18 protein-coding genes are annotated in these 19523 nt (G+C 73.7%); 6 read left to right on the forward strand and 12 right to left on the reverse strand.

All coding sequences use genetic code 11. From position 1 onward, the window contains the following. Positions 1-25: 25 nt before the first annotated feature. The 5 genes from FB558_RS01800 to FB558_RS01820 all read right to left on the reverse strand — a co-directional run bounded on the left by FB558_RS01800 (position 26) and on the right by FB558_RS01820 (position 5942). Positions 26-1774, reverse strand: coding sequence for an ABC transporter ATP-binding protein (locus tag FB558_RS01800; RefSeq protein ID WP_142047474.1), 1749 nt, complete (start codon positions 1772-1774; stop codon positions 26-28). Further along, entirely contained in the window at positions 1771-3579 is a 1809-nt protein-coding gene (locus FB558_RS01805) for an ABC transporter ATP-binding protein (protein WP_142047476.1), read from the reverse strand. The genes FB558_RS01800 and FB558_RS01805 overlap by 4 nt, the downstream gene beginning before the upstream one ends. 104 nt (positions 3580-3683) lie before the next feature. Further along, entirely contained in the window at positions 3684-4292 is a 609-nt protein-coding gene (locus FB558_RS01810; RefSeq protein ID WP_142047478.1) for a TetR/AcrR family transcriptional regulator, read from the reverse strand. Positions 4293-4361: 69 nt separating this feature from the next. Then, positions 4362-4934, reverse strand: coding sequence for a DUF4203 domain-containing protein (locus FB558_RS01815; RefSeq protein WP_142047480.1), 573 nt, complete (start codon positions 4932-4934; stop codon positions 4362-4364). A 3-nt stretch (positions 4935-4937) separates the two neighbouring features. Continuing rightward, positions 4938-5942: a bile acid:sodium symporter family protein gene (locus tag FB558_RS01820; protein ID WP_211365982.1), complete on the reverse strand. Its 1005-nt coding sequence runs from the start codon at positions 5940-5942 to the stop codon at positions 4938-4940. A 163-nt stretch (positions 5943-6105) separates the two neighbouring features. On the opposite strand from FB558_RS01820, the gene FB558_RS01825 reads away from it, so the two are divergent. Then, positions 6106-8010 (forward strand): alkyl/aryl-sulfatase, encoded by a 1905-nt coding sequence (locus FB558_RS01825; protein ID WP_142047484.1) that lies wholly within the window; start codon positions 6106-6108, stop codon positions 8008-8010. Between the two features lie 38 nt (positions 8011-8048). Then, positions 8049-8468: a DUF7144 family membrane protein gene (locus FB558_RS01830; protein WP_246106205.1), complete on the forward strand. Its 420-nt coding sequence runs from the start codon at positions 8049-8051 to the stop codon at positions 8466-8468. Here FB558_RS01830 and FB558_RS01835 read toward each other — a convergent pair. Beyond that, positions 8434-9243, reverse strand: a complete 810-nt coding sequence (locus FB558_RS01835; RefSeq protein ID WP_142047486.1) for a YhjD/YihY/BrkB family envelope integrity protein — start codon at positions 9241-9243, stop codon at positions 8434-8436. The two genes, FB558_RS01830 and FB558_RS01835, sit on opposite strands and share 35 nt — an antisense overlap. Continuing rightward, the gene (locus tag FB558_RS01840; RefSeq protein WP_246106206.1) at positions 9240-10424 is read right to left on the reverse strand and encodes an AI-2E family transporter; all 1185 of its coding nucleotides are present in this window, start codon (positions 10422-10424) and stop codon (positions 9240-9242) included. Before FB558_RS01840 ends, FB558_RS01835 begins: the two co-directional genes overlap by 4 nt. 229 nt (positions 10425-10653) lie before the next feature. Here FB558_RS01840 and FB558_RS01845 point away from each other — a divergent pair, with 229 nt between their 5' ends. After that, positions 10654-12420 (forward strand): SulP family inorganic anion transporter, encoded by a 1767-nt coding sequence (locus tag FB558_RS01845; protein ID WP_246106207.1) that lies wholly within the window; start codon positions 10654-10656, stop codon positions 12418-12420. On the opposite strand, the gene FB558_RS01850 is transcribed toward FB558_RS01845, so the two are convergent. The 3 genes from FB558_RS01850 to FB558_RS01860 all read right to left on the reverse strand — a co-directional run bounded on the left by FB558_RS01850 (position 12371) and on the right by FB558_RS01860 (position 15010). Continuing rightward, a complete protein-coding gene (locus tag FB558_RS01850; RefSeq protein ID WP_142047490.1) occupies positions 12371-12679 on the reverse strand; it encodes an SHOCT domain-containing protein in 309 nt (102 codons plus the stop codon). The genes FB558_RS01845 and FB558_RS01850 overlap by 50 nt on opposite strands. 19 nt (positions 12680-12698) lie before the next feature. Beyond that, positions 12699-13115 (reverse strand): DUF6325 family protein, encoded by a 417-nt coding sequence (locus FB558_RS01855; protein WP_142047492.1) that lies wholly within the window; start codon positions 13113-13115, stop codon positions 12699-12701. A 176-nt stretch (positions 13116-13291) separates the two neighbouring features. Then, positions 13292-15010: a SulP family inorganic anion transporter gene (locus FB558_RS01860; protein WP_142053555.1), complete on the reverse strand. Its 1719-nt coding sequence runs from the start codon at positions 15008-15010 to the stop codon at positions 13292-13294. Between the two features lie 212 nt (positions 15011-15222). Between FB558_RS01860 and FB558_RS01865 the strand changes: the two genes are divergently transcribed. The 3 genes from FB558_RS01865 to FB558_RS01875 all read left to right on the forward strand — a co-directional run bounded on the left by FB558_RS01865 (position 15223) and on the right by FB558_RS01875 (position 17377). Then, positions 15223-16218 (forward strand): DUF389 domain-containing protein, encoded by a 996-nt coding sequence (locus tag FB558_RS01865; RefSeq protein ID WP_142047494.1) that lies wholly within the window; start codon positions 15223-15225, stop codon positions 16216-16218. Positions 16219-16312: 94 nt separating this feature from the next. Next, positions 16313-16798 (forward strand): DUF1269 domain-containing protein, encoded by a 486-nt coding sequence (locus tag FB558_RS01870; protein WP_142047496.1) that lies wholly within the window; start codon positions 16313-16315, stop codon positions 16796-16798. A 57-nt stretch (positions 16799-16855) separates the two neighbouring features. Further along, positions 16856-17377, forward strand: coding sequence for a potassium channel family protein (locus FB558_RS01875; RefSeq protein WP_142047498.1), 522 nt, complete (start codon positions 16856-16858; stop codon positions 17375-17377). Between the two features lie 26 nt (positions 17378-17403). Here FB558_RS01875 and FB558_RS01880 read toward each other — a convergent pair whose 3' ends face one another. After that, complete coding sequence (locus tag FB558_RS01880; RefSeq protein WP_246106208.1) at positions 17404-18789, reverse strand: DUF2252 domain-containing protein; 1386 nt, start codon at positions 18787-18789, stop codon at positions 17404-17406. Positions 18790-18803: 14 nt separating this feature from the next. Continuing rightward, the gene (locus tag FB558_RS01885) at positions 18804-19409 is read right to left on the reverse strand and encodes an HdeD family acid-resistance protein (protein WP_170231155.1); all 606 of its coding nucleotides are present in this window, start codon (positions 19407-19409) and stop codon (positions 18804-18806) included. Positions 19410-19523 lie beyond the last annotated feature (114 nt).

The raw sequence follows: 19523 nt of genomic DNA on the forward strand, positions 1-19523 counted from the left end.
CCCTCGTTCGACGAGATCGGCGCGGTCAACGTCGCACCGCGTCCGCCCCGGTGAGCCGCCAGCCCCGGGCGCGCGTTCGGGAGTCCCAGAACCGCGCGTAGCGGCCGCCCGCCGCGAGCAGCTCGGCGTGCGTGCCCTGCTCGGCGACACCCCCGCCGTCCAGGACGACGATCCGGTCGGCGGCCACGACCGTGGGCAGCCGGTGCGCGATCACGAGCAGCGTGCTGCGCTCGGCGAGGGCGCGCAGCGCGTCGGTGAGGTAGCGCTCGTTCTCCGGGTCGAGCGCGGCGGTGGCTTCGTCGAGCAGCACGATCGGCGCGTTCTTGACCAGCGCCCTGGCCACCGAGACCCGCTGCCGCTCCCCGCCGGACAGCGACGTGCCGCCCTCCCCGACCCGGGTGTCCCAGCCACGCGGGAGCCGGTCGACGATCTCCTCGACGCCCGCGAGCCGTGCCGCGGCCCGGACCTCGGCCTCGGAGGCGCCGGGCCGACCGACGCGGATGTTGGCCTCGAGGGTGTCGTCGAACAGGTAGACGTCCTGGAACACGAGCGCGAGCTGGTCCATCAGCTGCTCGGTCGGCTGGTCCCGCACGTCCGCGCCGCCGACGCGCACGACACCGGCGTCGGTGTCCCAGAAGCGGGCGATGAGCCGCGTCACGGTGGTCTTGCCGGATCCCGACGAGCCCACCAGTGCCGTCATCGTGCGCGGCGGGATCCGCAGGTCGACGTCACGCAGGACCGGTCGGCCGGTCTCGTAGCCGAAGCTCACGCCGTCGAGCTCGACGGCGCCGGGTTCGGGCAGCGGCGCCGGGTCGGCGGCCTCGGGGAGCGCGCGCTCGTCGAGGATCGAGGTGAGCCGGCGCAGGTCGTTGCGGGCCATCCTGAGGGTGCCCGCGTAGTCCCCGACCTCGGCGAGCGGCCCCGTGAAGCGGGCGGCCAGCGCGATCAGCGCGATCGCCGTGCCGACGGCGAGCTGCCCGGACACGGCGAGCAGCACGCCGACGACCAGCAGCGCGGTGAAGACGACCTGGACCGAGACCCCGCCGAGCACCATGCCGAGCACCGCGTACCAGAGGCTGCGGCGGCCGGCTCGGCGCTGGTGCTCCAGCGCCGCGTCGAGCGGGGCGTAGCCGTCGACGCCGCGGCCGAACGCCCGCAGCACGCGCTGGGTGCGGGCGAACTCGACGACCCGGTTGCCGGCCGCGACGGCGGCGGCGTCGTCGAGCTCGTCACCGCGGCCGACGAGCCGGGCGCCGGCGCGGAAGGCCAGGAACAGCAGCGGTGTGCAGACCAGCACGGCCAGGCCCAGCCGCCAGTCGTACGCGAGCATCGCGACCGCGATCGTGGCGGGGGTGACCGCGCCGACGACGGTCGGCGTGAGCAGGTGCGCGAACAGGCCGGCGACCATCATCGTGCCGCTGGTGGCCGTGCGGGACAGCCGGCCGATCTTCTCGCCGGTGAACCAGCCCAGCGGGAGCGTGGCCACGTGGTCGCCCATCCGCTCGTGCATGGTGGTCAGCACGATGATCGCGACCGCGAACCCGCGCATCGCCTGCACGTAGTGGGCCACGCAGGTCAGCAGCACCGCGACCGCCACCGCGCCGATGCCGCGCACGGCCGCCGCGGTGTCACCCGCGAGGAGCGCCTCGAAGACCGGCACCAGCAGGACCGTCGCGATGCCCTGCAGCACGCCGTAGGCGGCGACCCAGGCGAAGTAGGCGTACAGCCGGCTCCTGTGCTCGGGGCCGAGCAGCCGGAGCAGGTCGCGGATCACGGGCGGTCCTCCCCCAGGTGGGCCCGCCACTGGCGGGCGTAGGCGCCGTGGCGCGCGAGCAGCTCGCGGTGCGTGCCGGACTCGACGACCCGCCCCCGGTCGAGGACGGCGATGCGGTCGACACCGGTGATCGTGGACAGGCGGTGCGCGACGACCAGCACGGTGCGGCCGGCCGCGAGCGTGGACAGGGCGTCCTGGATGGCCGCCTCGGACTCGGGGTCGGCGAAGGCGGTGGCCTCGTCGAGCACCAGCACCGGGGTGTCGGCGAGCAGCGCGCGGGCGATGGACACCCGTTGGGCCTCACCGCCGGAGAGCAGGGCGTCCTCGCCGACGACCGAGTCGTAGCCGCGGGGCAGCTCGGTGATCCGGTCGTGGACGCCTCCGGCCTCGCACGCGCGGCGGACCTCGTCGTGGGACGCGGTGGGCCGGCCCAGCCGCACGTTGTCGGCGAGGGAGCCGTGCACGAGCTGCACGTCCTGCAGCACGAACCCGACGTGCCGGTAGAGCACGGCGGGGTCGACGTCGCGGACGTCCACCCCGCCGATGCGCACCGCGCCGCCGGTGACGTCGTGGAACCGCGGCAGCAGGGTGGCCAGCGTGGACTTGCCGGAGCCCGACGGCCCGACGAGCGCGGTCACGGTGCCCGGCTCGCAGGTCAGCGTGATGCCGTGCAGGACGTCGGCGCCGGCCTCGTACCCGAACCGGACGTCGTCGAACTCGACCCGGTGCCCGTGGGGCACCTGCGGGTCGTCGGCGACCGGCAGGACCGGCGTGCGGAGCAGCTCGTGCAGGCGCAGCGCCGCCGCGGCGGCCGTCCGGCGGTTCTGCGCGCCGTACCCGAGTGCGCTGATCGTCGTCGGCACGACGAGGGCGACCAGGATCCCGGTGAGCGCCTCGGCCGGTGTCACCTGGCCCTCGGCGGCGAGCCACACGGCGCCCGCGCTCGCGACCAGCCCGACGACCGGCGCGCCGACCGCCATGGTGCTGATCGCCTCGAGCCGCAGCATCGGCCGCACCCACCCGGCGTAGAACCCACCGAAGTCGCTCGCGGCGCGCCGGAAGCTCTCGTGCGCCCGCCGGCCCTGCCCGAACGCCTTCACCACGGCGATCCCGCCGACGAACTCGACGACGGCCGCGCTGATCCGCGCGAACGCCGCGTTCATCTCCTGCATCTTCCCGGTGTAGCCGCGCATCATCCACGCGTACGCGGCGGCGTAGAACGGCAGCGTGACAAGGGCGAGCACGGCCAGGCGCCAGTCCAGCCAGACGAGGTAGGCCAGCCCGCCGACGGGCAGCGCGATCGCCGCGGTGAGCTCAACGGAGTGGTGGGCGATCAGCTGGTGCAGGTCGTGCACGTCGTCCTGCGCGGCCTTGCGGACCAGCCCCGACGAGTGCTGCGAGAACCACCCGAGCGGCACGCGCCCCAGGTGGCGGACCAGCCGCTCGCGCAGGATGCCCTGCAGCCGCTGGTCCGCGAAGTGCGTGATCGACAGCGCGACGCCCGTCAGCAGGCCCCGGGCACCCGCCCCGGCGACGACGAGCCACCCGACCAGCGTGATCCGGCCCGTGTCGACCGGTCCGGGGGCGAGCAGGGCCGCGGCCAGCTCGGCCAGGCCCACGAACGGCACCAGCCCGCACAGCGCCCCGACGGCTCCGAGCACGCAGGCGAACCGGATGCTCGCGGCCACGGGCGCCCGGATCTCCCGCAGCGCCTCGTTCTCCCGACGCGCCACCGCGCGGGCGTCCGGTTCGGGTGCCGGCGCCGCCGGAGCGGCTACGTCCGGCTCTGCGACTCCTACGGTCATGGGCCGCAACCTACCGCATCGGCTAAGGGTTGCCTAACCATTGCTCTACGCGTATATCTCCGCGCCCCGATCCGCCGGGCGGCGGGCCCCCGTCTGATGCCGCGTCAGCGGTAGAGGGCGGCGACCACCCGGCGCAGGCGCTGCTCGAACGGCGCGGCCAGGTCCGGCCAGCGCGGGGCGAGCTCGCGCACCGTGGCCAGCTCGTCCTCGCGCGCGCCGTCGAGCGCCGCCGCCCAGCCCGGACCGGGCGGCCCGCTCCGCCGCGCGGTCTCGAACTCGACCTCGCCCACGGTCATCTGCCACAGGCTCGTGTAGGAGGCCACCGCGCCGGCGTCGTCGAGGCCGGCGTCCCGGCCCGCGGCGAGGACCGCGTCCTGGAACCACAGGCCGCGCCGGCTCGACCAGTGCCCGCCCACGACCAGGCGCAGCACCCACGGGTGCGCCACGAGGAACGCGCGCAGCGCCACCAGCACCGTCACCGCCCGCTCGACGGGGTCGGCGGGCAGCTCGGGATGGACGATCCGCTCGGAGATCTCGTCCAGCACCGCGACGAGCAGCGCGTCGCGGCTACCGACGTGGCGGTACAGCGCCATCGCGGTCACGCCCAGCTCGGTGGCCAGGCCCCGCATCGACAACGCCTCGACGCCGTGCGCGTCGACGATCGCGGTCGCGGCGCGCACGATCCGGTCGCGCGAGACGGCAACCCTGGCCACGGGTTCCCACCCTGTCACGCACGCTGCCGGCAGGTACGCCGACCTCGTGCGGAGGGCGCTGCCCCCGGCTCAGTCCGGGGACATCTGCCGGTCGCGCACCACCCGCTGCTGAACGGCCCACCCGACCCCGGCGAGGGCGAGCCAGCCGGCAGTGGCCACGAGCGTCTCCCAGGGCACCTGCGGGTACCGGAGGAATCCCAGTACCTCGGGGAACGTCCTGGCCAGGCCGCTCAGCGCGAGCCCCGCGCCACCCAGGGCGCAGGCGAGGGCCAGCACCCCGTGCCGGAACCGCTGCACGGCGATCCCGACGATGAACGCCGATGCCAGCACGAACAGCACGGCGAGGACGACGCTCCCGCCCTCCTGCTGGAGCAACCCGAACAGCTTCGCGCCGATCACGCCGCCGCACATCGCGCCGACGAAGAAGAGCGCGGTCCGGAACACGAGGACGGCCAGCACCCACGCCGCGACCGCCGCGCCCACCGCGATGAGGAAGGCGGTCAGGACGGACGCGCCCAAGGGCTCGGCCACCAGCCACCCGAGGGCGAACCCGGACGTGGCGACCGCCAGGTGCAGCGAGCGCACCCCGAAGAAGCACAGCACGAGGCCGACCGCCAGGACTCCCAGTCCACTACCGTCCATCTCTCAGCCCTCCGGTCCCGAGCCCGTTCGATCGGTGACCGAAGCATGGGCGCCGGGAACCGCCCCGGCCTCACCCGCTGCGTGTGAGGGTCCGAGCTCGGCGAGCTCGACGTCGTCGGCAGCGGCCCGTTCCCGGGCCCGGTCCTCGTCGGGGGTGCGCCGCCGCGCCAGCCAGGACGCCAGTGGCAGCTCGACGGCGAGCCCGACGAGCAGGATCCCGGTGAGGCCGGCGAGGATCGCCGGGTCGTTCTCGAACGCGATGGCGACGGCGGCGAAGGCGGGCCCGGCGTTGCGGGTCGGCGCGATGAGCGCGGCGGTGGTGCGGGTCGTGGGCGGGCCGCTGGCCAGGGCCCATCCCACCAGGACACCGACGACGGTGAAGACCACCGCGGCCAGCAGCACGCGGGAGCCGATCAGGTCGACGATCTGCGCCCAGCTCCCGAGCACGCCGAAGGCGAGCACGCCGACGAACGCGAGGTTGGAGGTGCGGGCGACCGGCGCCATCCAGCTCGCCGCGGTCGCGGGGGCCCAGGCCCGCACGGCGAGCCCCACGCCGAACGGCACCAGCTGGAGCACGGCCACGCTCGCGATCAGCCGCCCGACCGGGATGCTGACGTCGTCGCCGAGGTTCGCCCAGCTCAGCAGCAGGTTCGCCGTGACAGGGAACGTCAGGCTGCCGACGGCGGCGAGGAGCACCTGCAGCACCGAGCCGGTGACCACGTCGCCCTTCTGGATCATCGCCATCTTGGCGCCGAAGGGCGCGCCCGGGGACGACGCGACGAGGACGAGCGCGACGAGGCCCGCGGTCGACAGCGCGAACAGCAGCCCCACCGCGAGCCCGAGCAGCGGTACGACGACGAGGTTCGCGACGAGGACCAGCAGGACGAGCAGGCCGTTGCGCAACACCCCGAGGAGCGCCGCGATGGACGTGCGCAGCCCCGCGGAGAGCATCGTGGCCACCACGAACGCCACGAGCACGGTGTTCAGCAGGGCGGTGAGGACCTCCACGGCGCCCAACCTGCCCGAGCGTCGGGCGGTGGACCTCATCCTGCGGGGATGACCCGGCGAGCGGGCCCGGCTCACTCGCGACGGGCGAGGCAGGGCGGGCGGCGGACCCATAGCGTCGACGGCTCGACCGCTGGAAGCACCGCCCCGAGGAGATGTGGCAACCGTGTCCAAGAACTCCACGCCCCCCACGGCGGCGGCCAACCGGGCCGTCCGGGAGTACCTCCCCTTCGACGACGACGCCGACTTCGCGCAGGCCGAGCGCGGGCTGATCGGTACCGAGGACCACCTGACCGTGACCGACGGTGGCGGCGGCCCGGTGTGGGACCTCGACCAGTGGGCCTTCCTCACCGGGGACGCGCCGGACACGGTGAACCCGAGCCTGTGGCGCCAGGCCCGGCTCAACGCGATCCACGGTCTCTTCCGCGTGACCGAGGGCGTGTACCAGGTCCGGGGCTACGACCTGTCGGTGATGTCGGTCATCGAGGGCGACACCGGCTACCTCGTCGTGGACCCGCTGATCTCGGCCGAGACCGCGGCCGCGGCGATGGCACTGGTGCGCAAGCACCTGGGCGACCGGCCGGTCGTCGCGGTGATCCACACCCACAGCCACGTCGACCACTACGGCGGCGTGCGGGGCGTGGTCGACAAGGCCGACGTCGACGCGGGCCGCGTGCGGATCGTCGCGCCGCACGGGTTCTTCGAACACGCGATCAGCGAGAACGTGATGGCGGGCACCGCGATGTCGCGGCGCTCCAGCTACATGTACGGCAACCTGCTGCCGAAGGACCCGACGGGCGCGGTCGGCGGCGGGCTGGGCAAGGGGACCTCGGCGGGCAGCATCGGGCTGCTCACGCCCACCGACGTCATCCGGGAGACCGGCGAGACGTTGACCATCGACGGCGTCGAGATCGTCTTCCAGGACACCCCCGGCGCCGAGGCGCCGGCGGAGTTCTGCTTCTACCTGCCCCGGTACAAGGCCCTGTGCATGGCCGAGATCGCCACGCACACCCTGCACAACTGCTACACGCTCCGCGGCGCCGAGGTCCGCAACGCCCTGCTCTGGTCGAAGTACCTCGGGCAGGCGGTCGAGCTGTTCTGCGACGAGGCCGAGGTCGTCTTCGCCAGCCACCACTGGCCGACGTGGGGCAACGCCGAGGTGCGGGAGTACCTCATCACGCAGCGGGACCTGTACCGCTACATCCACGACGAGACCCTCCGCCTGGCCAACCACGGCTACACCTCGGAGGAGATCGCCGAGCTGGTGCGGCTGCCCGACTCGCTCGCGAAGCAGTTCGCCAACCGGGGCTACTACGGCACGCTCAGCCACAACGTGAAGGCCCAGTACCAGCTCTACCTCGGCTGGTTCGACGGGAACCCGGCCAACCTCGAGCCCCTCCCTCCCGTGGAGACCGCGACGCGCCGCGTCGCGTACATGGGGGGCGCCGACGCCGTGTTCGAACGGGCGCGGGCCGACTTCGAACGCGGCGAGTACCGCTGGGTCGCCCAGGTCGTCAACGACGTCGTCTTCGCCGACCCCGACAACGCCGCGGCCCGGGAGCTGCAGGCCGACACCCTCGAGCAGCTCGGCTACCAGGCCGAGTCCGGGCCGTGGCGCAACTTCTACCTCTCGGCCGCTCAAGAGCTGCGCCACGGCGTGCGGCAGCTGCCCACCCCGGTCACGGCGTCGGCGGACACGATCCGCGGGATGTCGTTGGAGATGTACCTCGACTACCTCGCGATCCGGCTCAACGGGCCGGCTGCGGCGAACGAGATGCTGCGGTTCGACGCCACGTTCACCGACCTCGACACGACCTACGCGCTGGTCGTGGCGAACGGCGTACTCAACTACACCGAGGGCGGCCACACCGCGGGAGCCGGCGACCCCGCAGCCGACGCCACGCTCACGCTCACGCGCGCCGCGCTCGACGACGTCACCCTCGGCGTCGCCACGTTCGACGAGCAGGTCGAGAAGGGCGAGATCACGATCGACGGCGACGGGGCCGCGTTCACGCGGTTCCTCGGCCTCCTCGACACCTTCGAGTTCTGGTTCGACATCGTCACCCCCTGACCTCGTCACCCGCCGACGCGGGTGGGCAAGGAGACATCATGAGCACCAGCCAGTCCCCGAGCGCCGGCTACACCCCGGTGACACACGGGAGCCGGTGGATGGCCGGTTTCGCGCTGTTCGCCGGCGTGATCATGCTGGCGCTGGGGGTGTACCACGCGCTGGCCGGGATCGCGGCGATCGTCGGGGACGAGATCTACGTGACCGCCCCCGAGGACGTGTACACGTTCGACCTCACCAGCTGGGGCTGGATCCACCTGGTGCTCGGCGTGCTCGTCGCCCTCGCCGGCGGCGCGGTCCTGTCCGGCCGGCTGTGGGGCCGGGTCGTCGGCATCGTCGTGGCGGCCCTGAGCATGATCGCCAACTTCGTGTTCATCCCGTACTACCCGATCTGGTCGCTGGTCATGATCCCGCTCTGCGTCGCCGTCATCTGGGCGCTGGCGGTGTACGACCCCGCATGAGCTCCGCCCCGGCCACGGCCGCGACGACCAGCAGCATGCCGAGGACGACCAGCCACGACACCACCACGAACGCCGCACCGATGGCGCCGAAGCGCTCTGCCTGGCGGCCGATCACCTGCGGCAGGTACAACCCGGACACGGCCATGACGACGACCTGACCGAGCCCGGTCACGGCGGCGCCGGGCAGCAGCGGGCGCCATCCGACGGCGCCTCCGAGGAGCAGCCACTGCACGACCCACCACAACCCCACCGACGGGGCGAGGCGGACCCCCGCGGTGAGCAGCGGGGGGTTCGGCAGCGCCTGCATCAGAGGCGCCACGAGGACGAGCATCACGACACCCGCCACGAGCACCGCGGCGCCGAGCACACCCCACCCGAACCCGAACAGCCCGGGGCGGGGCATGTCCCACGCGGCCACGAAGGTCCGTTGCAGCGTGCGGGTGAACCCGGTCACCGACATGATCAGCAGTGCCGACCCGAGCACGGTCACCTGCTCGGTGTCGACGGGTGGGGGCTGCAGGAGCGGGTCGAGCACCGCCGCGGCGTCCCCGCCGGGATCGGGGTTCTCGAACAGCCACGTGGCCACCGCCTGCCGGGCCGCGTCCGGAGCCGCCGCAGCGACGACGAGCAGCAGCGGGACGAGCGCGACGAACGCCTGTGCGGCCAGTGCGAGCGCGCGGTCGTATCCGCTGATCTCCGTGGTGCGCGCGACGACGCGGCCGACGAACCGCGCACCCCGGCGCAGGCAGGCGCTCAGCCGACCGGCATGCCTCACCCCGGGGACGGGGAGCCGGTGACCGGCGGTGTCCCCGGCGAGCGCTCCGCCTCCACGTCGGTTCCGGGGCCGGGCGGAGCCTGCTCGGGCCTCGGATCGGCGGGCGCCCCCATCGTCACCAGCGACGTCATCCACCGGGTGTGCGGGTCGATGTCGAGCAGCAGCGCCTTGGTGAGCAGGGTCAGCGGGATGGCCAGCAGCGCGCCGAGCGGCCCGATGATCCAGGCCCAGATCACCAGGGACAGGAAGGTCAGGGTCAGCGACATGTCCACGGCGTCCCCGACGTACTTCGGCTGGATCACCGACTGGATGATGAAGTTGATGATGACGTAGACCACGATCACCAGCAGCATGAGCTGCGGTCCGCCCTCGAGCAGCGCGAGCAGGGCCGGTGGCACCAGGCCGATGATGAAGCCGATGTTCGGGATGTAGTTGGTGATGAACGCCAGCAGGCCCCAGAGCACCGCCAGCGGCACACCCATCCACCAGAGCGCCACCCCGTCGAGCACCGCGACGATCAGTCCGAAGACCGTGGAGACCAGCAGGTAGCTGCGGGTGCCGCGGGCGAAGGACGCGAAGGCCACCGCGACGTCCGGGCGGGACCCGCCGACCGCGCGCATGCGCGCGGGGAAGCTCGCGGCGTCCAGCCCCATGAACAGCAGGACGGCGAGGATGAACACGAGGTTCGAGAACGCGCCGGCCAGGCCGAGGAGCATGCCCGCCAGCAGCCCGGCCAGCGCCGCGAAGTCGACCCCGTCGAGCGCGGTGCGCACCTGCTCCGCCCCGACCCCCAGCCCGTTCAGCCACGCCACGAGGCCCTGGACCAGGCCCGCGAACCGGTCCTGGTAGGTGGGCAGCAGCGTCGCCAGCTGCGCGACCGAGAGGGCCAGCGCCGCGGCGAGCCCCAGCACGATCAGGAAGGTGGCCAGCAGCGTCACCGCGACCGCCAACCACGTCGGGGCGCCCGCGCGGCGCAGCCGGGCCATCAGCGGGTGCACCGCGACGGTGAGCATCAGCGCGAGGAACACCGGTCCGAGGATCTCGGCGAACGCGCGCAACCCCCCGATGACGACGACCATCGCGGCGAGGGCGAGCAGCACGATCAGGCCACGCGGCAGGGGCCATCGCGGCGATCCGGGTGCGGCGGTCGGGGCGGCTGTCGGGCCGGTCGAACTGGTCACGACCAGATGGTGCGGGCCCGCGACGCCCCGCACGTCATCCCCGCAGGATGAGGTGACACGAGGTGACGTACCGGGGCGGCGCCGGGGAGCCCGGCCACGGTCGTCGTGCGACAGCCGGCCAGGGCCGACCTCACCTGCCGCGGGGGATGCCACGACCGCTCCGATTTCGCCAGCCTCGGGCCCGAACAGCCGGACACCGGAACAGCCGGAGCGGCGGACGGAGGTCGGCGTGCCAGCACACCTACGAGCCCCGCGTCTCCTGGTCTCGTTGCAGGGCTACCGCCGCTCGTGGCTGCGCGCCGACCTGGTGGCCGGGCTGACGGTGTGGGCCGTGCTGGTGCCCGAGGCCCTCGCGTACGCGACGATCGCCGGGGTGCCCCCGGTGGTGGGGCTCTACGCGGCGGTCGCGTCGCTGGTCCTCTACGCCGTCGTCGGGAGCTCGCGGCACCTGGTCGTCGGCCCCATGTCGGCCACGGCGGCGCTGTCCGCGGGGATCGTCGGCGGCATCGCGGGCGGCGGCAGCGCCGAGTACATCGCGTTGACGGCGGCGCTCGCCCTCGTGACCGGTGTCGTCGGCGTCCTGGCCGGGCTCCTGCGGCTGGGGTTCATCGCGGCGTTCATCTCCGAGCCCGTGCTCAAGGGCTTCATCGTCGGGCTCGCGCTGACGATCATCGTCGGCCAGCTCCCCGCGCTGTTCGGTGTGGAGAAGGAACCCGGGAACGTCTTCGAGCAGGCCACGGGGCTCGTCGGTCACCTGGGGGACACGAACGTTCCGACGCTCGGCGTCGGGCTCGTCGCGCTCGCCCTGCTCGTCGTCCTGCGCAGGGTGCTGCCGCTGGTGCCGGGGGCCCTGGTCGCCGTCCTGCTGGGGGTGCTGGCCGTCGCCCTGTTCGGCCTCGACGCCCGCGGGGTCGAGGTCGTCGGCTCGATCGAGCCGGGGCTGCCCGCGCTCGGCCTGCCCGGCGGGCTCGGTCCGAACGACTACCTCGCGCTCGTCGGTGCGTCGCTGGGCGTCCTGCTGGTCGGCTTCGCCGAGGGCCTGGGCGCCGCGAAGACCTACGCCGCGAAGGCCGGGTACGCCATCGATCCCGATCGCGAGCTGCTGGGGCTCGGGACCGCCAACCTCGGAGCCGGCCTGTCGTCCGGGATGGTCGTCAACGGCAGCCTGTCGAAGACCGCGGTCAACGGCAGTGCCGGTGCACGCTCGCAGATCTCCGGCCTGACGGTGGCGGTCCTGACCGTGGTCACGCTGCTGTTCCTCACCGGCCTGTTCGAGCAGTTGCCCGAGGCCGTGCTCGCGGCCGTGGTCATCGTCGCGGTCGTCGAGCTCGTCGACATCGCGGCCCTGCGGGCGCTGTACGCGGTCTGGACCGCCCGGTTGGGCAGCATCTACGGCGCGGCGGCCCGTGCGGACTTCGCAGCCGCCGTCGCGACGCTGCTGGGAGTGCTCGTCTTCGAGACCCTGCCCGGTCTGTTCATCGGCATCGCGATGTCGCTCCTGCTGCTGCTCTACCGGGCGTCCCGGCCGCACGTGGCGGTCCTGGGCCAGGCACCGTCGGCGACCAGGACCTGGGTCGACCTCGCCCGCCACCCGGAGGCCGTGCAGACGCCCGGCGTCGTCGTCGCGCGGGTGGAGGGCGGGCTGTTCTTCGCCAACGCCGACCACGTCCGCGACCGGATCCAGGCCCTGCGCGTCGAGCACGACGCCCACGCGGTCGTCCTCGACGCGCAGACGATGCCGTTCGTCGACGTCACGGCCGCGGCCATGCTGCGGCAGCTCGATGCCGACCTCGAGGGTGCCGGCGTCCGGCTCGCGCTCGCCCGCGACGTCGGCCAGGTACGCGACGTGCTCGCGCGCACCGGCGGACCGAACGTGGCCTACCGCACGCTCGACGAGGCCGTCGCCGCGATGGCGGGCGACGGCCGGGAGCCGGGCGGGCAGCCCGTCAGCCCTGGAGAAGCCGACCCTTCGCCGCCTGGAACTCCTCCTCGCTGAGCGCGCCGGAGTCGCGCAGGCGGGCCAGCGACTCGAGGCGGGCGACGAGGTCGTCCCCGGCCGGGGGCGCGGCCTGGGCGGGCGGCGGGGGCGGGGGCGGCGGGGCGTTCACCTGAGCGGCCGCGGCCTCCTCCATCGCGCGCCTCTGCGCGTGCCGGTTGACCGCGTTCGACGTCATCTGCGCGGTTCCGGCGACGACCGCCGTGCGCGCGACCGTGCCGAGCAGGCCGGGCCGCCCGAGGCGGCGGAGTGGAAACATCGGGGTTCTCCTCCGGAGTTCAGGCGACCGTGGCGGCGGCGTACGCGGCGTCGACGTCCGCGGCGGGGATGCGCACGTGCAGCGCGAGCTCGCCGCCTGCCGCACGCACCGCGTCGCTGACGCGGCGGGCCCACGTGTGCTCGTAGACGGCGACCAGCGCCGAGGAGCCGGGTGGCATCCCGTCGCGGATCGTCTCGAGGTCGTCGGCCGACAGGAGCGCGTCCCCGCGCACGGTCAGCCGGGCGAGCCCGAACCGGTCGAGGTCCTCGTCGAACTCGACGACGCGGACGTCACCGTCGTCCTGCGCCGCCACGAAGAGCAGGTCGAGGACCGTGATCGTGCCCTGGTCCACGAGCTCCGCCACCCCCTCGACCACGGCGGCGGGGACCTGCGGTTCGGGAAAGGTCAGGACGAGAATCTCGACGGGTCCTGTCATCGGCCGGCTCCTCGGGTGTGACGGCGTCCGGCCGGGACAGTAGGCGCGCCGCGCGACCACCGGCCTCACCTACCGCGGGCGATCCGTGGTCGCTCTCGACGCCGAGAGCCGAGGTTTCGGTCGTCCATGGTTCTGCGGACAGCGATGAGCAACCGATACTGCAGACCTTGGCGTCGTCACGCGTCCGGCGCGTCCGTCCCGTGCCGCTCTTGCACCCAGGCCAGGGCGTCCCGGTGCGCGCGCTGCAGGGTGCGGCCCACCCATTCGCCGCCCTGGTAGAGGTTCTCCTCCCCGAGCACCCGCAGGGCGCCGGTCACCCGCAGCTGCCGGCGGATCCGCGGGCTGTCCGTGACGAGGATGAGTCTGCTGCCCGCATGCCGCAGGGCGGCCGAGTAGCGGGTGAGGACGTCGATGAAGGTGGCGCCGGCGTCGTCGGCGCCGCGCATCCGCAGGATCACGGCGCTTCCCACCGAGGCCTCGGTCACGTCCGGCAGCTGGTCCTCCAGGGCGGGCGCCGAGGCGAAGAAGATGCTGCCGTAGGGCTGGAGCACGACGACCTGGCCTCCCGGCACGACCGCGGGGGGCGGGGTCTCCCGCATCCGGTTCCCGTCGGCGAGGTGCAGCTGCCGCATCCGCAGCCCGCTGGACTGCCGCACGACGTGCAGGACGACCGAGAGCCCGACCCCGACGAGCACGGCGTACTGCAGGGGGACGATCAGCGTCAGCACGAACGTGGTGCCCATGACCGTCGCCTGGACCGCGCCGGTGCGGGCCACCGAGATCACCTGCCGCGGCCGCACCGAGCCGGCCCCGACGACGATCAGCAGCCCGGCGAGCGCGGGCATCGCGACGTAGCCGATGACGCCCCCGAGCAGCAGGATCACCACCGCCATCACGACGCCGGCGACGAGGAGGGCGAGCCGGGTGCGGGCGCCTGCCGCGGCGATCAGCGAGCTCGCCGACATGGACCCGCCCACCGGCATGCCCTGGAAGAGCCCCGATGCGAGGTTCCCGGCGCCCTGGCCCAGGAAGTCCTGCGACGCGTCGGGGCGCCGGCCGTCCGGGTTCGGCACGCCCGCCGACACGCCCGCGCCCTGGACCAGGCCGACGAACGCGAGCGAGAGCGCCGGCACCAGCAGGCCGGGGATCTCCGCGAACGCCGGCAGCACCGGCAGCGGGAGGGAGCGGGGCACGTCGACGATGTCGGCGAGCCGCTGCACCGGCAGGCCGAGGCCGCCGAACAGCACCCCGAGCCCCGACCCCGCCGCGACGGCGACGACCAGGCCGAGCGACCGCAGCCGGGTGCGCTGCAGTGCCAGGATGAGCGCGACGGTGACGGCGCCGACCAGGGTCGAGGCGAAGTCGATCCGGTCGATCGTGAGCAGCAACTGCACGGTCCGGGAGACCCGGCCGTCACCCGGCGCCTCGTAGCCGGTGAAGTTGCCGAGCTGCCCGAGCACGATGTTGACCCCGACGGCGGTGATGAAGCCCGTCATGACCGGGGTGGAGACGAATCGCAGCAGCCGTCCGAGCCGGGCCGCCCCGGCCACGATCATGACGACGCCGGTGAGGAGGGCGAGCGTGTACAGCGACCGCTCGGGATCGGAACGGGAGGCGAGGTCCACGTCGGCGACGACGATCGCCATGGCGCCGGTCGACTGCACGGCCATGAAGGCCGTCCCGGTGAACAGGGCGCCGCCCACCATCCCGAACAGGTAGGAGTACAGGCCTGCGACCGGGTTGACCCCGGCGAGGAGCCCGCTCGCCAGGCCGTCGGGCACGCTCTCGACGCCGAGGACCACGCCGGCCCGCGCGTCCGCACCGAGCGTCGCCCGCCGGAACGACCGGCGCAGCTCGGAGAGCGGCGCGAGGACGCGGCGGGTCCGTGCGGTCATCACGGCGGGGCGGTCGACGTCGGGTCCCGGTCGTTGCGCCGTCCCATCCACACCCTCCCGTGCGCCGCGGGTACCGCGCCATGGTCGGCGGACCCCCGGCACGTGCACGTCATCCGCGGCGGGTGAGGAGGGAACCGGCCGGTGCCGTGGATGCTCCCGACCATGGCAGGTCACCGTGCTCGACCCGTCGTCGCCCGGGCGCGGCGGCCGTGATGAACGCGCCGCGGGCGGGCGTGAACGGCGCCGACGTCGACCGGATGACCGAGCGGCTCTTCCTCGGCTCCCGCGTGCAGCGCTCCGCGTTCTGGGTGCTGCTCGTGCTGGCGGCGGTCATCGCGGGCGCGGGCGTGGTCGCCGACTCCGTCGCCACCGTCATCGGGGCGATGATCGTCGCGCCGCTGATGACCCCGATCCTCGGCACCGCGCTCGCCGTCGTGCTCGCCGACCGCCGCCGCGTCGTCGAGAGCGCACTGCTCGTCATCGGCGGCGCGGTGGTGGTGGTCGCCATCGGTTACGCACTGGGTATGCTGGTTCCGGCGCAGATCGTCGCGGACACGAACTCGCAGGTCGCCGGCCGGGTCGCCCCGAAGCTGATCGACCTGGTCTCCGCGCTCGCGACCGGTGTGGTCGGCGCGTTCGCCCTGGTGCGCTCCGACGTGTCCGACACCCTGCCCGGTGTGGCGATCGCCATCTCGCTGGTCCCGCCCCTGTCCGTGGTCGGGCTGACGCTGGAGTCCGGCGCACCCGGGCAGGCGGCGGGCGCGTTGCTGCTGTTCGCCACGAACGTCACCGCGATCATCGCCACCGGTACGGCCGTGCTCATCGGCTACCGGGTGCGCGCCGTGGCCGTCGCCGCGGGCCGGCCGGTCGGCCGACTGCGCGCCCGGACCGTGGTCGTCGTCGGGTTGCTCGTCCTGGTCGTGGCGGTGCCGCTCGCGATCGGCAGCTACCAGGTCTTCCGCGACCACGCCATCGTCGTGACGGCGCAGCCCGTGGCGGAGCGCTGGGCCGCGAGCCACTCCTGGGACGTCGTCGGCGTGACGGTCCAGGAGGGCGTGCTGCAGGTGGCGGCCGCCGGACCGCCCCCGAACGCCGACGGCGAGTCCCTGCGCCGGGCGCTGGACGAGGCCGGGCTCGCTGACGTCCCCGCGCACCTGTCGCTGGTCGTCGGGGGGACTCGCGAGCTCCCCGCCACGGAGCCGGGGTGACGGACGACCGGTGTCATCCAGGACGGGTGACGCGCGACGGGCTGCCGTCGCGCACGCTCACACGCACCGAACACGACACACCGAAGGAGACGACATGGCCACCCTCAGCGTCTGGAAGTTCGACAGCGAGACCGGTGCCGACGAGGCCGTCCGCACGCTGGAGGACCTCGCCAAGCAGGAGTTGATCAGGGTCCACGACGCGGCGACGGTGTCCTGGAAGGCCGATGCCAAGCGGCCGAAGACGCGGCAGCTGAACAACCTCGCAGGCGCCGGGGCGCTCGGCGGCATGTTCTGGGGCATGCTGTTCGGCCTGATCTTCTTCATCCCGCTGCTCGGCGCCGCGATCGGTGCCGCCACCGGGGCGATCGGCGGCGCGCTGACCGACGTCGGCATCGACGACGACTTCATCAAGCAGACCCGCGACAAGGTCACCCCCGGGACGTCCGCGCTGTTCGTGATGACCTCCGACGCGGTGATGGACAAGGTCCAGGACGCGTTCGCCGGCCAGAACCCGCAGCTGATCTCGACCAACCTGTCCCAGCAGCAGGAGGACGCTCTGCGAACCACGTTCGCCGAGTGAGATCCGCACCGCAGCAGGTCGACCGGACGACGGGTGAACGACGAGGTGCGTGATCCGGTGCCTCGGCGCCACGTCGTCCGGTCGCTGCTGCTCTCGGCGGCGGCGTCGGCGCTCCTCGTGCTGGCCTACTACGTCCTGCCGCTCGACGCCGGCCCCGCCGTGGCGCTCGTCTGGCTCGTCGCGGGGCTGGCCGCGGTCGCCGCCGTGCTGATGTGGCAGGTGCGCGCGATCGCCGCGGCGCGCTACCCGCGCCTGCGGGCGATCGGCGCCCTCGCGGTGGGCCTGCCGTTGCTGCTCGTCGTGTTCGCCGCGACGTACCTGCTGCTCGACCGGAACAACCCCGCGAGCTTCTCCCAGCCGTTGGACCGCACCGGTGCCTTGTACTTCTCCGTGACGGTGCTGGCGACCGTGGGTTTCGGCGACATCACGCCGGTGACGCCCGCGGCCCGGATCGTGACGATGGTCCAGATGCTGCTCGACCTGGTCGCCTTCGGGCTGGCAGTCAACGCGATCTTCGGGGCCGTCGACGAGGGCCTGCGCCGCCGCTCGGCGCAGGGGGGCGAGCCGGATCCGCGGTAGCCGGTGCAGCGGTGAAGCGGGCCGGGTCAGGCCGGCTCGGCGGTGATCCGGCCCGCCGCGACGGCGTCGACGAGCGCGGCGTGGTCGCGTTCGTTCTGGTCGGCGTAGCGCTGCGCGAACCGCACCAGCGCCTGGTCGAAGCGCGCGGACGAGCCCAGGTACGCCGCGATCGCGATGCGGTCGCCCGAGCGGGCGTGCGCCCTGGCGAGCGTCCAGCCGCAGAGGTGGGCGTAGGTCCGCATCCCGCTCGGCACCATCGCCTCGACCTCGACCGACCCCTTCCAGTCGCGCAGCTGCCGCACGTAGAAGTCCCGCTCCCGGCCGTCGATGCCGGTCGTGCGGTGCCAGCCGAGCAGGACGTCGCCGACCGCCTGCATCAGCCGCTGGCCGACGACGACGCGCTCGCCGTGGTTCCCGTGCGGATCCGGCCCGAGGTGCTCCTCCAGCACCGACGCCCCGGCCTCCTTCGCCTGCAGGAACAGCGGGTCGTCGACGTCGCGGCCGAGCAGGAGGATCATCCACGAGCGCGTGCCGACGCTCCCGACACCGACGACCTTGCGCGCGATGTCCACGGGCCGGTACTGGTCCAGCAGCACCCGCCGCTCGGGCGCCAGGCTGTCGCGGTAACCGCGGACGAGGTCGTACAGGCCGTCCTCGAGACGCGCTCGTTCCTCCGCCACGGGGAGCAGGTCGCGCAGGGGAACCACGAGGGGCGGCTCCGCGACGAACCGCCGCTGCCCGTCCGCCAGGACGGTGTAGCGGGCGAGCGAACCGAGGTTGTCGCGCGTCCGCGCCTTCGCCAGGTCGCGCGCCACCCGCTTGCGCCGGGACGCGGCGAGCGCGTCCTCGTACCGCGCGCGGATCTCGTCGACGTCGGCGCGGGCGTACCAGACCTCGAGGCCGCGCTGCCGGGCGAACCGCCGCATGGCCTCCCGGTAGCTCCGCACGCCCTCGGCGACCGCGGTGCGCCTGTCGGGACGGCGGAACCCGCGATCCCGGGCGGCGACCTCGATGCTCGCGGCGAGGCGCTTGACGTCCCACTCCCACGGCCCGCGCACGGTCTCGTCGAAGTCGTTGACGTCGAAGACCAGCCGCCGCTCCGGCGAGGCGAAGAAGCCGAAGTTCGACAGGTGCGCGTCCCCGCAGAGCTGCACCTCCACGCCCGACACGGGGCTGCGCGCCAGGTCGGCGGCCATCACCGCGGCCGCACCGCGGAAGAACGCGAACGGCGAGACCGCCATGCGCCCGTAGCGGATCGGCAGCAGCTCCGGCAGCCGCGTGCGGTCCTGGGCGGCGAGCACCGTCAGCGGCTCGCGGCGCGGTGCCGAGAGGTCGAGTTCGGCGTGGGCCGAGCGCGGCGCGACCGCGCGCTGCGCGCGACCGCGCTCGGCACGCTCGCCCGGGGTCGTCACGACCGGTTCCCGACTCAGGTCGGGTTCGGGGCCGCCTGCACGGGGGCGGGAGTGGCGTGGGCGCGTCGAGCCGCGATGCCCTGGATGACGAGCACGACGCCGACGACCACGAGCACGATCCCGAACAACCACGTCAGGGCGACGAGGCTCGTACCCGGGTAGATCAGCACGACGGCGCCGCCGATCACCGACAGGACGCCTGCGGCGATCGCCCAGCCGCGCGCCGCCCCCTGTTCCGAGCTCACCGCGTCCACGACACCGGTGATGCCCTGCACCACCCACAACGCACCGATCACGAGCCCGAGGATCAGCGCGGTCTGCACCGTCGCCCGCAGGCACAGCAACCCGACCAGGATCGACAACGCCCCGAGGATCACGGACAGCACGCGCCCACCGGTCTCCCGGCCGGCCCCGAACGCCGACACCAGCTGCAGCACACCCGCAACGATCAGCTGCACCGCGAACAGCCACGCGATGACCACGATCGTGGCGCCCGGCCACGCGAGGACGAGCACCCCGATGAGGATGCTCAGCACGCCGGCGCCGACCACCAGCCCCGGGGAGTCCGCGATCCGCGTGAGGCCCGTCGCCGACGCCCCGCCCTGCTCGTGTCGGTTCATCGCCCCTCCTCGCCGTCGTCGGCCGTCGACAGCGGCCGTCCTGGCACCGAGCATCCGCACCCGCGACCCGGCCCGCCTCCCCCACGCCGGGTGACGCGGTCGCACGTTCGGCGT

It is taken from the genome of Pseudonocardia kunmingensis (assembly GCF_006716445.1).
Classification (GTDB): domain Bacteria; phylum Actinomycetota; class Actinomycetes; order Mycobacteriales; family Pseudonocardiaceae; genus Pseudonocardia; species Pseudonocardia kunmingensis.